A 12,470-nucleotide genomic window follows, 5' to 3' on the forward strand; every position below is an offset into this window, starting at 1 on the left:
GGGTGGCGTGACGCGACGGACGGCGTCGGAGGATGGACCCATGACCGCGCCGTCCGTCCCCGCCGACGCCGTGGTCCGGGCCCGGGCCGCCGCGCGCGAGCGGCTGCTCAACGCGGCGGCGCGGGAGCTCGAGGTCCCGCCCGGCGGGCCGGGGCCCTGGCGCCTCGACCTGCTGGAGAGCGGCGCCCTGGTCGCCGAGGTGATCGGGTGGTCGCCGTCGGGGCACCACCGGTGGGGCGAGGAGATCGTCCTCGACACGGGGTCGCACACCCGGACGGTGTCGCACGAGGAGTTCGTCCACCTCCTGCTCAGCCAGCTCGACGCGGCCCTGCCGGACCCGTGCCCGCCGGACCCGTGCCTGCCGGACCCGTGCCTGCCGGACCCGTGCCGTGCCCCGACCGACCGGGTGGGGGCCCTGGGCGCGCAGGTCCGCACCAGCGTGGCCCGCACGGCCCGCTACCTCGCCGCCCCGGTCCGCCCGGAGCCGGCGGACGCGGCGGGCCGGACCCGGCACGCCGAGCAGGCCGTGCGCACCGGGCACCCCTTCCACCCCGCGCCGAAGAGCATCGAGGGGGTCGACCACGAGGCCGCGGACCGCTTCGCCCCCGAGCTCGGGGTGTCCTTCCGGCGCCACCACCTCGCCGTCCACCCCGACCTCGTCGTGGAGGAGCGGGTCGCGCCCGGCCCCTGGACCCCCGACGACGTCGCGGTGCACGCCCCCGACGGCTGGTCGGTGCTGCCCGTCCACCCCTGGCAGATCACGCACCTGCGCGGGCTGCCGGGGACGTCGGCGCTGCTGGCCGACGGGCGGCTCCGGGACCTCGGCCCCCTCGGGGCACCCGTCTACCCGACGTCGTCGGTGCGCACCGTCTGCGACCCCGCGTTCCCCACGGCCTGGAAGCTCCCGCTGCACCTGCGGATCACCAACTTCGTGCGCACCATCCCGGTCGAGCACGCGCGGCGCGCGGTCGACGCGAGCCGGCTGGTGTCGTCCCTGCGGCCGGGGTGGCCGGCGCCGGGGTTCGAGGTGCTGATCGAGACCGGGTGGCGGGGGGTCGACCCGGCCGTGGTGGGGGAGGACGAGGCCGAGGACCTGGTCACCCTGTTCCGGGAGAACCCGTTCGTCGTCGACCCCGCCGCCCCGCGCGTGCTCGCGGGGCTCCTCGAGCCCGGGCCGCGGGGCGAGGAGCCGGCGCTCGTGGGCGAGGTCCGGGCGTCCGGGGGTGACGCCGAGGCCTGGCTGCGGGCGTACCTGGCGGTCTCGCTGGTGCCGATGCTGGCGATCTTCGGCGTGCACGGCCTGGGGTTCGAGGCCCACCTGCAGAACACGCTGCTGCACACCGAGGACGGGGTCCCCGCGCGGTTCTGGGTGCGGGACATGGAGGGTGCGCACGTGAGCCGCGACCGCCTCCCCGCCGGCCTCGACGCGGCGAGCCCGCTGGTCTACGACGAGGACGAGGCGTGGCAGCGGCTCCGCTACCACGCCGTGGTCAACGGGCTGAGCAGCGTGGTCGCGGCCCTGGGTGCCGCGCTCCCGCCGGGGGAACCGGCGCTGTGGCGGGTGGTCGCCGAGGTGCTCGCGGAGGTCACCGGCCCGGGCGCTCCGTACGCCGCCGACCTGCTCACGAGCCCCGCCCTGCCCGCGAAGGCGAACCTCCTGAGCCGCTTCGCCGGGCGCGGCGAGAGCCCCCTCTACGTCGACCTGCCCAACCCGATCAGGAAGGCCGCCGGATGACCGTTCGGGCCGACGACGTCCTCGTGCCCGCGCTGCGCGCACCCACCGCGACCGCGGTCCGCCGCCGCCTGTTCCGCCAGACCCTCGCCTCGCTGGTCTACGAGGGCGCGGTGGAGGTGACGGTGGACGGCTCGGCGGACGGCTCGGCGGACGGCTCGGCGGACGACAGGGAGCACGTGATCGCCGGGTCCGACCGCGACGGGCGCCCCGTGCGCTACCTCTTCGAGGCCGACCGGGCCGTCGGGTTCGACCGCGTGCGCCTGGCGGCGGCGCCGGTGCGTCGCGAGGACGCCGACGGCGCGATGGCCGAGGCCGCGTCGCTGCCGCAGTTCCTGGGCGAGGTCGGCGCCGCGATCCTCGGCGGTGCGCACCCCGAGCAGCTGGCGCGCTTCGCCGTCGAGCTCGAGGAGACGCGCGTGAAGGACGTGCTGGCCGAGTACGTGCGGGCGGGCCGCGACCAGCTGCTCGCCGACGCCGACCACGAGGCGCTCGAGGGCCTGATCACCGACGGGCACCGCTACCACCCGGCCTACAAGTCGCGGATCGGCTTCGACCTCGACGACGACCTCGCCTTCGGCCCCGAGTTCCTCCCGGTGCTGCACCCGTTCTGGGTCGCCGCGCACCGCTCGGTCGCCGAGGTCACCACCTCGGTGATCGACCCGCCGGATCCCCGGGCCGAGCTGGGCCCGACGGCGGCGGCCGCGTTCGACGCCCGGGTCCGCGACGGCGGCGGCCACCCGGCCGACCCTGCGGACTACGTGTGGCTGCCCGTCCACCCGTGGCAGTGGCGCGAGCGCCTCCACCGGGCCTTCGCCGACCTGCTCGCCGACGGCCGCCTGGTCGCCCTCGGCCCGGACCCCGCGCCGTTCTCGCCCCAGCAGTCCATCCGCACCCTGAGCTGCCGCGACGACCCCGCGCGCAGCCACCTCAAGACGGCGCTGTCGATCACGAACACCTCCACGTCCCGCGGGCTCGCCCCGCACACGGTCCGCAACGCCGCCCCGATCTCCGACTGGCTGGCCCGGATCGTGGCGCGCGACGACTACCTCGCCCGCGACGCGCGGGTGGTCGTGCTCGGCGAGGTCCACGGCGTCGCCGTGGTCCCGGCGCCCCCGTCGGACCTGGTCCGCGCCGACACCGAGGGCGCGCTGGCCGCGATCTGGCGCACGAGCCTCGCGCCGCGGCTCGACGCGGGGGAGCGGGCGGTCCCGGTCACGGGTCTGACGACGACCGAGAACGACGGCACCCCGCTGATCGCGCCCTGGCTCACCGCGCACGGCGCGCGGACGTGGATCGAGGCCCTCGTCGACGCCGTCGCGCTGCCCCTGGTGCACCTGCTGGTGGCGCACGGGGTGGCGCTCGAGTCGCACGCCCAGAACATGTCGCTGGTGCTGCGCGACGGCCTGCCCGTGCGCGTGGCGCTCAAGGACTTCCACGACGGCGTCCGGTTCTGCCGGCGCCTGCTCGCCGATCCCGACGACGCCCCGGTGCTCGCCCCGCCGCCGCCGCACCACACCAACCGGAACTCGTTCGTCGAGACCGACGAGCCGACCCAGGTGACCGATTTCCTGCTCGACGCGTTCTTCTTCGTCAACCTCGGCGAGCTCGGACTGTTCCTCGCCGAGCACGGGCTGATGGACGAGACGGAGTTCTGGACGATCGTCGCGACGGGGGTCCGGGCCCACGACCGGCGGCACGGCTCCGGGGCGTTCGACCTGTTCGCCCCCACCCTCGAGGTCGAGAAGCTGACCACCCGCCGTCTCACGCCCGACACGGAGCTGGCCCTGCACCGCGTGTCCAACCCGCTGCACCGGTTCGGGGGGCGCTGATGCTGCGCCCCAACGCGGTGCGGGCGGCCCTGGCCGGGGGCCGGGAGGTCCACGGGCTCTTCTGCGCCATCCCCGCCCCGGCGCTGGTGGAGATGATCGGGTGCGCCGGCTACGACTTCGTCGTCCTCGACAGCGAGCACGCGCTCGTCGACCCGCAGGAGCTGGAGAACCTCATCCGGGCGGCTGAGGCCGTGGACCTCACCCCGTTCGTCCGCGTCCCGGAGGCCGACCCCGGTGCGATCCTGCGCGCGCTCGACGCCGGCGCGATGGGGGTCGTCGTCCCGCACGTGCGGACCCCCGACGACCTCGCCGCCGCCGTGCGCGCCGCCCGCTACGCGCCGGAGGGGATGCGGTCGCTGAACGGCGGGCGGGTGCCGGGCTTCGGGCGCCTCGACCTCGGCGAGTACCTCGCCCGGGCCAACGCCGAGATCATGGTCGTCGCGATGATCGAGGACGCCGAGGGCGTCGACGCCCTGGACGACATCCTCGCGGTGCCCGGCGTCGACCTCGTCCTCGAGGGCGCCGCCGACCTCTCGCAGTCCTACGGCGTGCCGTGGCAGACGCGGCACCCCGTCGTGCGCGAGGCCCTCGCCCGCATCGCCGACACGTGCCGGGCGCGCGGCGTCGAGTTCTGCGCCATCCCCCGGACCGCCGACGACCACCGGGAGTGGGCCGCCCGCGGCGTCCGGGCCTTCGTGCTCGGCGAGGAGCGCGGGATCGCCGCCCGCGCACTGCGGGCCCACCTCGAGGTCCACCGTGCCGACCGCGACGGGGGAGCTCCGTGACCGCCCTCGACGCCCTGCTCCGCGACCGGGCGGCCCGCGACGAGCCCGTCTGCCTGTTCGCCTACGACCTCGACGGCCTGCGCCGGCACGTCACCGGGGTGGTGAGGGCGCTCCCGCCGCGGTGCCGCATGTACTACGCGATGAAGGCCAACAGCGCCGCCCCGGTCCTCGAGACACTCGCGCCGATCGTCGCCGGCTTCGAGGTCGCCTCCGGCGGCGAGATCGCCAAGGTCCGGGCGGTCGCCCCCGGCGCGCCGATCCTCTTCGGGGGACCGGCCAAGACACCGGCCGAGATCGGCCAGGCCCTCGACGCCGCGGTCACGCGCCTGCACGTGGAGAGCGTGCTCGAGCTGCACCGGATCTCCGCCGCGGCCGTGGCCCGCGGGACGACGGTCGAGGTGCTGCTGCGCGTCAACCTCGCCGGCCCGTTCCCGTCGGCCACCCTGGCGATGGCCGGGCGCCCGACCCAGTTCGGCATCGACGAGGCCGATCTCCCGGCCGCGACGACCGCGGCCACCACGCTCCCGGGCCTGCGGTTCGCGGGCTTCCACCTGCACTCGTTGTCGAACAACCTCTCCGCCGAGACGCACCTGGAGATGCTCGGTCTCTACCGCGACACCGTCGTGGGCTGGGAGAAGGAGCTCGGGGTCGTCGTGGAGGTGCTCGACGTCGGCGGCGGGATCGGGATCGACTACCAGGACCCCGCCCACCGCTTCGACTGGGCCGGTTTCACCCGCGGGCTCGGCGACTGGGTCGACTCGGTCCCCGCCCACTGGCGCGAGATCCAGTTCGAGTGCGGGCGCTACCTCACCGCGGCGTGCGGGAGCTACGCCGTCGAGGTGCTGGACGTGAAGCGCACCCACGGCACGGCGTGGGCGCTCGTGCGGGGCGGGACCCACCACTTCCGCCTGCCCGTCTCGTGGCAGCACAGCCATCCGTTCACGGTGCTGCCCGTGGAGCGTTGGAACCCGTCGGTGCCCCGGCCCTCGGTCACCGACGACCGGGTGACGGTGGCGGGGGAGCTGTGCACCCCGAAGGACGTCCTGGCCCGCGACGTCCCGGTCGCGCGGCTGCGGGCCGGCGACATCCTGGTGTTCGCGCTCGCCGGGGCCTACGGCTGGGACATCTCCCACCACGACTTCCTCAGCCATCCCCACCCGGAGCACGTGTTCCTGGACGAGGACCGGGCCTAGGCTGCCGGCATGCATCTGGTCATCGCCGGCCCCGGTCGCTACGACGGCGGGGTCGAGCGCCCGCCCGGGCCGGACGGCGGCCCACCCGCCGAGGTCGAGATCGTCGGGTCGCGGGAGCTCGTCCGCACCGAGCCCGACGGCACCGAGATCTACCGCGTCACGATGCTCGTCTACACCCACGCCGGGGTGAACAGGGACGGCGTGCCCCGCTACACGCGGGACCGGGACTACACCGAGGAGCGGGCCGGGTAGGCGCCACGGGGCCCGCATGCTGACCGACGGCGTGATCACCCTGGCGGTGATGACCGCCGGTGACGCCGCGGCACTCGTGGCCGGCGAGGACGACGCCATCGTCCGGCGGCTGGCGGGCGGCCCGGCGACCCCGGCGTCGGCCCGGCGCCACATCCGCGAGCGCGCCGAGGACTGGCGCGGCGACTGGTACCGGGGCGGGACGAAGCTCGCCTGGGGCGTCCGGGACGCCGCGACCGGGACCCTGGCCGGGACGGCCGAGGTCCAGCTCGTGCAGCCCGAGCTCCCGGCGGGCGCGGCGAACCTGTCCTACAGCGTCTTCCCGCCCTGGCGGGGCCGCGGGTTCGGGTCGCGGGCCGTCGCGCTGATGTGCGCGTTCCTGGCGGCCCGGACCACGGCCACCCTGGCCGTCCTGCGCATCGACGCCGACAACGCCGCCTCACTGCGGGTGGCCGAGCGCAGCGGGTTCCGGCCGGCCCAGGAGCTCGCCGGCCCCCGCGCGTCGATGCGGTGGTTCGCCCACGACTTGCGGACCCGTCCGGCGGCGGGCCTACAGTCACGCATGTTCTGTCCCTCGTGCGGTCTCGACATGTACTGGGTGGTCGCCGACGACGACCCCGTCGGCGGTTGGTGGCAGTGCGACGAGGCGCACCGCTGGCGGCGGGCGTTCGGCGGCTTCGCGCCGCTGGACCCCTGAGCCACGGGGCCGACGTCACGGCCGTCCCGCTCGATCCGCACGCCCGTCGCACCATGGTCGCCGCCCTCGTGCCCGGGGCGGACGGGCTGGTCGGGCCGTTCCGCGACGAGCTCGACCCGACGGCCCGGCGGGGGCTGGGCGCGCACCTCACGCTCGTGTACCCCTTCGTCGAGCCGGCGGCCGTCACGCCCGCGACCGTCGACGCCCTGCGCGCGGCGGTGGCGCCCACGGCGCCGTTCCCCTGCACGTTCGCGGCGCTGCGGTGGTTCGGGGTGCGGGTGCTGTGGCTCGCGCCGGACCCGGTGGCGCCGTTCCGGGAGATCGCCGACCGGATCCGTCGTCACGTCCCCGGCCTGGCCCCCGAGGAGCGCGAGCTCGTCCCGCACCTCACCGTGGGCCTCCGCCGGGCCGCGCCCCTGGCGACGCTGCGGGCCGCCGAGGAGGCCCTCGCCCCGCGGCTGCCGCTGACGGTCCGGATCGACCGCGTCCAGCTGATGGTCCGCACCGACACCTGGGACGTCGGCGCCGAGGTCCTCCTGCGGGGCTGACCGGCGCCCAGGGTCAGCGCTTCTCGACGGTGCGGGCGAGGATGCCCAGCGTCGCCTTGAGCGCCTGCTCGGAGATCACCGGGAAGATGTCGCGCTCGGCCCACTCGGGGTGGATGGACGACCAGTCGTAGTACGAGACCACCCGGGTGCCGTCCTCGACGGGCTCGAGGCGGTAGCCGTAGACGTGCCCGATGTACGGGCGCACCTGGCCCTCGATCGTCCAGGCGATCTCGTTGTCGGGCTCGTAGACGGTGATGACGACGTCGACGTCGTAGCGCCCGAGGGGGCGGTCGCCGAGCGCCTCGCGGTCCATGTGCACGGTGAAGCGGTCGCCGACGGCCTCCACCGGCTCGCCCGTGGCCTGCATGAGCATGCCCGAGCTGTCGATGGCGACGTGCCCGTGCGGGTCGCGCAGGACGTCGAAGATCGTCGCCGGCTCGGCCTCGATCCAGCGGGGGACCTCGATGCGCTGCTCGCTCACGGTGCGGAGCATGTCACCCCCGGTCATCCGATCCCGGCCGACCCGTCGGGGGACGAGCGGAAACGCCGCCGTAACCCACGACACGTCCCGTCGGACGACGCTGGGGGGCGACGGGCCGGAGGGATCGGGCCGGGGGCGGGAGGACATGACCGACGCGCTCGCCGACGCCGTGCCCGGACCGAGTCCCGAGGACACGGTCGCCGCCCAGGTCCGTCGCCGCCGCGAGGCGCTCGGCCTGTCCAACGGCGCCCTCGCGGCCCGGGCGGGGATCTCCAAGGCGATGCTGTCGAAGATCGAGCACCGCCGGACGTCGTGCAGCCTGTCCACCCTCGCGCGGCTGGCCGACGCGCTCGCGGTGCCGGTGTCCGCCCTGCTGGACGAGGCCCCGCCGGGACGGCACACCGGGGGTCTCGTGCTCTACGTCCTCGAGGGTGCGTTGGTCTACGGCCACGGGGACGCCCGCCACACGCTGCGCGCCGGGGACGTGCTGGCGCTCGACGGCGAGGGCGAGCACGGACCGTACGAGCTGCTGGAGGCGCCGGTCCGCTTCCGCTCGGTGGTCAGCCGCGAGGCCTGACGTCCGCGGTCGGCGGAACACCGTCCGGCCCGCGTGCGTTGGCCCGTAGGCACGCCGAGACCGAGGAGGTCCATCAGTGGCCACACAGACCGCCATCCTGGCCGGTGGATGTTTCTGGGGCGCGCAGGAGCTGCTGCGCAAGCGCCCGGGCATCCTCTCCACCCGGGTCGGCTACTCGGGGGACGAGAACACCCCGAACGCGACCTACCGCCGCCACGGCGACCACGCCGAGGCCGTCGAGGTCGTGTTCGACGACGAGGTGATCTCCTACCGCGAGATCCTGGAGTTCTTCTTCCAGATCCACGACCCGTCGACCCGGGACCGCCAGGGCAACGACATCGGCCGCAGCTACCGCTCGGCCATCTACTACACGAACCCCGAGCAGGAGCGCGTCGCGCGCGACACCATCGCCGACGTCGACGCGTCGGGCCTGTGGCCCGGCAAGGTCGTCACCGAGGTGGAGCCGGCCGGTGCCTTCTGGGAGGCGGAGCCGGAGCACCAGGACTACCTGCAGAAGCAGCCCTGGGGCTATACGTGCCACTTCGTCCGTCCCGGCTGGGTGCTGCCGCGCCGCGAGACGACCTCGGCGTGACGGCGACGGTCGGCGCCGCGGACACGGACCTCGCCGGCGAGTGGGCCGCCTGGCACGCGGAGCGCGAGGACGTCCTGCGCGCTCCGCACGGATGGCTCAGCCTCACCGGGCTGCACTGGCTGGTGGGCGAGCCCCGCTCGTACCAGGATCTGCCGGGCACCTGGCGGGCGCGTGACGGCGGTGCCGACATCGCGGCCCGGGCTGCGGACGGCGTCGTCGTCGACGGCGCCGTGGTCGACGGCACGGCCCGCGTCGAGCCCGTCGACGGCAAGCCGGGCGTGCTCGTGACCGTGGGCGAGCGCCGGGTCGAGGTGATCCGTCGCGAGGAGCACGTCGCGCTGCGGGTCCGCGACCCGCAGGCGCCGACCCGGCAGCGGTTCTCCGGGGTGCCGGCGTTCCCGGTCGACGCGTCGTGGGTGGTCACCGGGCGGTTCGAGCGCTGGGACGTGCCGCAGCGCATCGACGTCGACACGGTGATCGACGGCCTGGGCTTCCACCCGACGGCCGTCGGCACCGTGCGCGTCACGGTCGGGGGCGCCGAGCAGGAGCTCGTCGCGCTGGCCGGGCAGGCGGGGGAGCTCAAGCTCCACTTCCGCGACGCGACGTCCGGGCATTCGACCTACGGCGGCGGGCGCACCCTGAGCACCGACGAGCCGGCCGCCGACGGCACCGTGCGGATCGACCTGAACCGCACGATCAACCTGCCGTGCGCGTTCAGCACGTTCGCGACCTGCCCGCTGCCGCCGGCGGGCAATGTCGTCTCGGTGCCGGTCGAGGCGGGGGAGAAGACCCCCGTCTAGCCACCTGGTTCATTTTTGCAACCACCCGGTGCTACGGTCGCACCATGACCGAACGCACCGGGCGCCAGGCGGGCAAGGTCGTGCTCATCACCGGCGCCGCCCGGGGGCAGGGTCGCAGCCACGCGCTGCGGCTCGCCTCCGAGGGCGCCGACGTGATCGCCGTCGACATCTGCGCGCCGCTCGACGGCGTCGCCTACCCGATGGCCACCCGCGAGGACCTCGACGAGACCGTCGCGGGCATCCGTGAGCACGGCGGGCGGGTGAGCGCCCACGTCGCCGACGTCCGCGACGCCGACGCCATCGGCAAGGCCGTCACGGCCGGGGTCGAGGAGCTCGGCGGCGTGGACGCCGTGCTCGCGAACGCCGGGATCGGGATGGCGTCGCCCGACGTCAGCGCCGCGCAGGCGTTCCGCGACCAGCTCGACGTCAACACCGTCGGCGTCTGGAACACCGTGCATGCCGCCGCGCCGACCATGATCGCGCAGGGCCGCGGCGGCGCGGTCGTCGTCACGAGCTCGTCGATGGGCCTGTCCGGGCGCGGCGGCGACGGCAGCGGCCAGATGGACGGCTACATCGCGAGCAAGCACGCGCTGGTCGGGCTCGTGCGCGGGTGGGCGCACTGGCTCGCGCCGCACTCGATCCGCGTGAACTCGGTGCACCCGTCGGGTGTCGCGACGACGATGGTGCTCAACGACGCCGTCGCCGCCCTGTTCTCCGACCCGCCCGCCGGGGAGGTGCCCGACGTCGGCAACCTGCTGCCCGTCGGACTCCTCGAGCCCCGCGACGTCACCGCGGCCGTGGCCTGGCTGGTCTCCGACGAGGCACGCTACGTCACCGGCGTGGCGCTCCCCGTCGACGCGGGGTTCACCGCGCGGTGAGCCACTGATGATCTGCTGTCGCTGATGTGCTGTGACGACGACCAGGTGCTCGATCTGCCCGCGGCGGCGATCGAGGCGCTCGCCCACTACCGGCGTCTGCGCGATCGGCAGGGCTGGGGGTGGGGGGACGACGAGCTACCGGAGTTCTTCCGTCTGGCGCGCTTCTCCCGTCTCGGCGATCTCACCGACGCGCTCGCGGCGACGGGCGGCGACTGGCCGGCCGCGATCCGGCGGGTCGCCGGGGACACGCCCGCGCCGGGGCTCGTGGTGCTCGACGTCGACGCCGGCGGCACCGTCACCCCACGGGTCGGGGCACCCCGGCTCGCGTGCGCCGGGCGCCCGGTGACCCTGGACGTCGTCGTGGACGCCCTCGTCGACGCCGAGCTGGACGTGGCCGGGACCCCGGTGACGGTCGGGGCCGGCGGCGCGGCCGTGGTGACGGTCGACGTCGACGGGCCGGTGCTGCGGGTCGGCGCGCTGGGGGTCGGCGCGCTGGGGGTCGGCGCGCTGGGGGTCGGCGCGCTCGAGGTCGCCGGTGCGATCGAGGTGCGGCCCGCGGCGTCGCTGCGGGTGCGCAGCTCGGCGTGGTCGCGGTGGTCGGTGGTCGACGAGGCGGGCGGCGGCTGGTGGCCCGAGGGCGTCCCGCCCAAGCACGACGGCGCGCACCGGCCGTACTTCCACGCGCGGGAGACGGTGCTGGAGGTGCCCGCGGGGTCGTTCACGGTCACGTGCACCCGGGGGCCCGAGTACGCGGCGGTGACGACGACGGTGACCGTGGGCTCCGTCGAGACCGTCGACCTCGAGCCGGAACGCCTCGTCGACCCGGCCGCCGAGGGCTGGCGCTCGGCCGACCTGCATGTGCACCTCAACTACTCCGGCGACCTCGTGGTCGACCCCGCGCAGGCCCGGGCGATGCAGCGCGGCGAGGGCCTCGAGCTCATGAACCTCACCGCCGGCAACCTCGGCGGCCCGCACGTCTACGACCGGGCGCTGTTCGAGAGCACCGTCGGCGAGGACCTGTGGACCGGGGACGCCGTGGCCCGCACGTCCGTCGAGTTCCGCAACGACCTGCTCGGGCACGTGCACGCCCTCGCGCCGTCGCGGCCCCCGGCGCGCTACCAGACCGGGCACCCCGGCACCGAGCACCCGCACGACTGGCCGCCCAACGCCGAGGCCTGCGCGGACCTGCGGGACGCCGGCGCCTCGGTGGCCTACGCGCACCCGGTGTTCGCGGGGTTCGGTGACGATCCCGACGACCCGTACGGCCCGTTCCTCGCCCCGCACCGGACGGTCGAGGCCCGGGAGCTCGTCGCCGACGTGGCCCTCGGGCTGGTCGACGGCCTCGAGGTGGTGTCGTGCTTCGACGACACGGCGGGCGCGGAGCTCTTCCACCGTCTGCTCGGCAGCGGCCTGCGCCCCGCGGCCGTGGCGGGCAGCGACGTCTTCCTGTCGTTCGCCCACGGCCCGGGCGTCGCGTCGAACCCCCCGGGCTGGGTCCGCATGTACGCCGACCTGGGCGACGGCCCAGTGTCGGCCGAGACCGTCCGCGACGCCGTCCGGGCGGGGCGGACGGTGGCGACGAACGGGCCGTTCCTGACGTTGACCGTGGACGGCGCCGGACCGGGCGCCGTGCTGGACTCCGGGGCGGGCGACGTCCTCGACGTCCGCGTGCGGGTCCGGGGGAGCGGGGCGCAGGAGCTCGTGCTCCACGGCCCGGACGGGGAGCTGGCCCGGCGGGCGGTCGACGGTCCCGACGTCACGCTGACCGCGCAGGTCCCGGTCGACGGGCCCCTGTGGCTCGCGGCGAGCGCCCGGGGCGGGCCGCACCCGATGGACCCCGCACGGCCGGTGTTCGCCCACACCTCGGCGGTGCACGTCGAGGTGGGCGGGCGGCAGGTCGCCCGGGAGGCCGACGTGCGGTGGTGCCTGGGTCTGCTCGACCGCCTGGAGCGCCTGGTGATCGAGGAGGGCCGCCTCGACCCCGGCCGCCGCGACGCCCAGCTCGCCGACCACCGCGCCGTCCTCGACCGCGCCCGCGCCGTCTACCGCGCCGCCCTCCCGTAGGGCCGGACCATGTGAGCGAAATTCCCGGCTATAGCCGGGAAT

At 75.5% G+C, this 12,470-nt stretch carries 13 protein-coding genes; 12 read left to right on the forward strand and 1 reads right to left on the reverse strand.

Translation table 11 applies throughout. From position 1 onward, the window contains the following. Nucleotides 1–40: 40 nt before the first annotated feature. From PH191_RS27980 to PH191_RS28010, 7 genes are read left to right on the forward strand one after another with little or no spacing between them, the layout of a single operon-like run. Nucleotides 41–1,735, forward strand: coding sequence for an IucA/IucC family protein (locus PH191_RS27980; protein WP_274197908.1), 1,695 nt, complete (start codon nucleotides 41–43; stop codon nucleotides 1,733–1,735). Further along, nucleotides 1,732–3,564, forward strand: a complete 1,833-nt coding sequence (locus PH191_RS27985; RefSeq protein ID WP_274197909.1) for an IucA/IucC family protein — start codon at nucleotides 1,732–1,734, stop codon at nucleotides 3,562–3,564. The genes PH191_RS27980 and PH191_RS27985 overlap by 4 nt, the downstream gene beginning before the upstream one ends. Continuing rightward, nucleotides 3,564–4,349: an HpcH/HpaI aldolase family protein gene (locus tag PH191_RS27990; protein ID WP_274197910.1), complete on the forward strand. Its 786-nt coding sequence runs from the start codon at nucleotides 3,564–3,566 to the stop codon at nucleotides 4,347–4,349. The genes PH191_RS27985 and PH191_RS27990 overlap by 1 nt, the downstream gene beginning before the upstream one ends. Next, a complete protein-coding gene (locus PH191_RS27995; RefSeq protein WP_274197911.1) occupies nucleotides 4,346–5,542 on the forward strand; it encodes a type III PLP-dependent enzyme in 1,197 nt (398 codons plus the stop codon). The genes PH191_RS27990 and PH191_RS27995 overlap by 4 nt, the downstream gene beginning before the upstream one ends. 9 nt (nucleotides 5,543–5,551) lie before the next feature. Then, nucleotides 5,552–5,794, forward strand: a complete 243-nt coding sequence (locus tag PH191_RS28000; RefSeq protein WP_274197912.1) for a hypothetical protein — start codon at nucleotides 5,552–5,554, stop codon at nucleotides 5,792–5,794. 16 nt (nucleotides 5,795–5,810) lie between these two features. Further along, a complete protein-coding gene (locus PH191_RS28005) occupies nucleotides 5,811–6,488 on the forward strand; it encodes a GNAT family N-acetyltransferase (RefSeq protein ID WP_274197913.1) in 678 nt (225 codons plus the stop codon). Between the two features lie 53 nt (nucleotides 6,489–6,541). Beyond that, a complete protein-coding gene (locus PH191_RS28010) occupies nucleotides 6,542–7,036 on the forward strand; it encodes a 2'-5' RNA ligase family protein (RefSeq protein WP_274197914.1) in 495 nt (164 codons plus the stop codon). 13 nt (nucleotides 7,037–7,049) lie between these two features. Here PH191_RS28010 and PH191_RS28015 read toward each other — a convergent pair whose 3' ends face one another. Next, entirely contained in the window at nucleotides 7,050–7,517 is a 468-nt protein-coding gene (locus tag PH191_RS28015) for an SRPBCC family protein (protein ID WP_337994110.1), read from the reverse strand. Nucleotides 7,518–7,662: 145 nt separating this feature from the next. On the opposite strand from PH191_RS28015, the gene PH191_RS28020 reads away from it, so the two are divergent. The 5 genes from PH191_RS28020 (at nucleotide 7,663) to PH191_RS28040 (ending at nucleotide 12,428) form a co-directional block, all read left to right on the forward strand. Continuing rightward, nucleotides 7,663–8,094 carry a helix-turn-helix domain-containing protein gene (locus tag PH191_RS28020; RefSeq protein ID WP_274197916.1) on the forward strand — a complete coding sequence of 144 codons (432 nt, stop codon included), beginning with the start codon at nucleotides 7,663–7,665 and terminating at the stop codon, nucleotides 8,092–8,094. A gap of 76 nt (nucleotides 8,095–8,170) precedes the next feature. Then, nucleotides 8,171–8,686: a peptide-methionine (S)-S-oxide reductase MsrA gene (gene msrA, locus PH191_RS28025; protein ID WP_274197917.1), complete on the forward strand. Its 516-nt coding sequence runs from the start codon at nucleotides 8,171–8,173 to the stop codon at nucleotides 8,684–8,686. Further along, nucleotides 8,683–9,486 (forward strand): DUF1684 domain-containing protein, encoded by an 804-nt coding sequence (locus PH191_RS28030; RefSeq protein WP_274197918.1) that lies wholly within the window; start codon nucleotides 8,683–8,685, stop codon nucleotides 9,484–9,486. Before msrA ends, PH191_RS28030 begins: the two co-directional genes overlap by 4 nt. Before the next feature lie 44 nt (nucleotides 9,487–9,530). Further along, the gene (locus PH191_RS28035) at nucleotides 9,531–10,364 is read left to right on the forward strand and encodes a mycofactocin-coupled SDR family oxidoreductase (protein ID WP_274197919.1); all 834 of its coding nucleotides are present in this window, start codon (nucleotides 9,531–9,533) and stop codon (nucleotides 10,362–10,364) included. Nucleotides 10,365–10,388: 24 nt separating this feature from the next. Then, the gene (locus PH191_RS28040; protein WP_274197920.1) at nucleotides 10,389–12,428 is read left to right on the forward strand and encodes a CehA/McbA family metallohydrolase; all 2,040 of its coding nucleotides are present in this window, start codon (nucleotides 10,389–10,391) and stop codon (nucleotides 12,426–12,428) included. The last annotated feature ends 42 nt before the right edge of the window (nucleotides 12,429–12,470 follow it).

This window comes from Actinomycetospora callitridis (assembly GCF_028737265.1).
GTDB lineage: Bacteria > Actinomycetota > Actinomycetes > Mycobacteriales > Pseudonocardiaceae > Actinomycetospora > Actinomycetospora callitridis.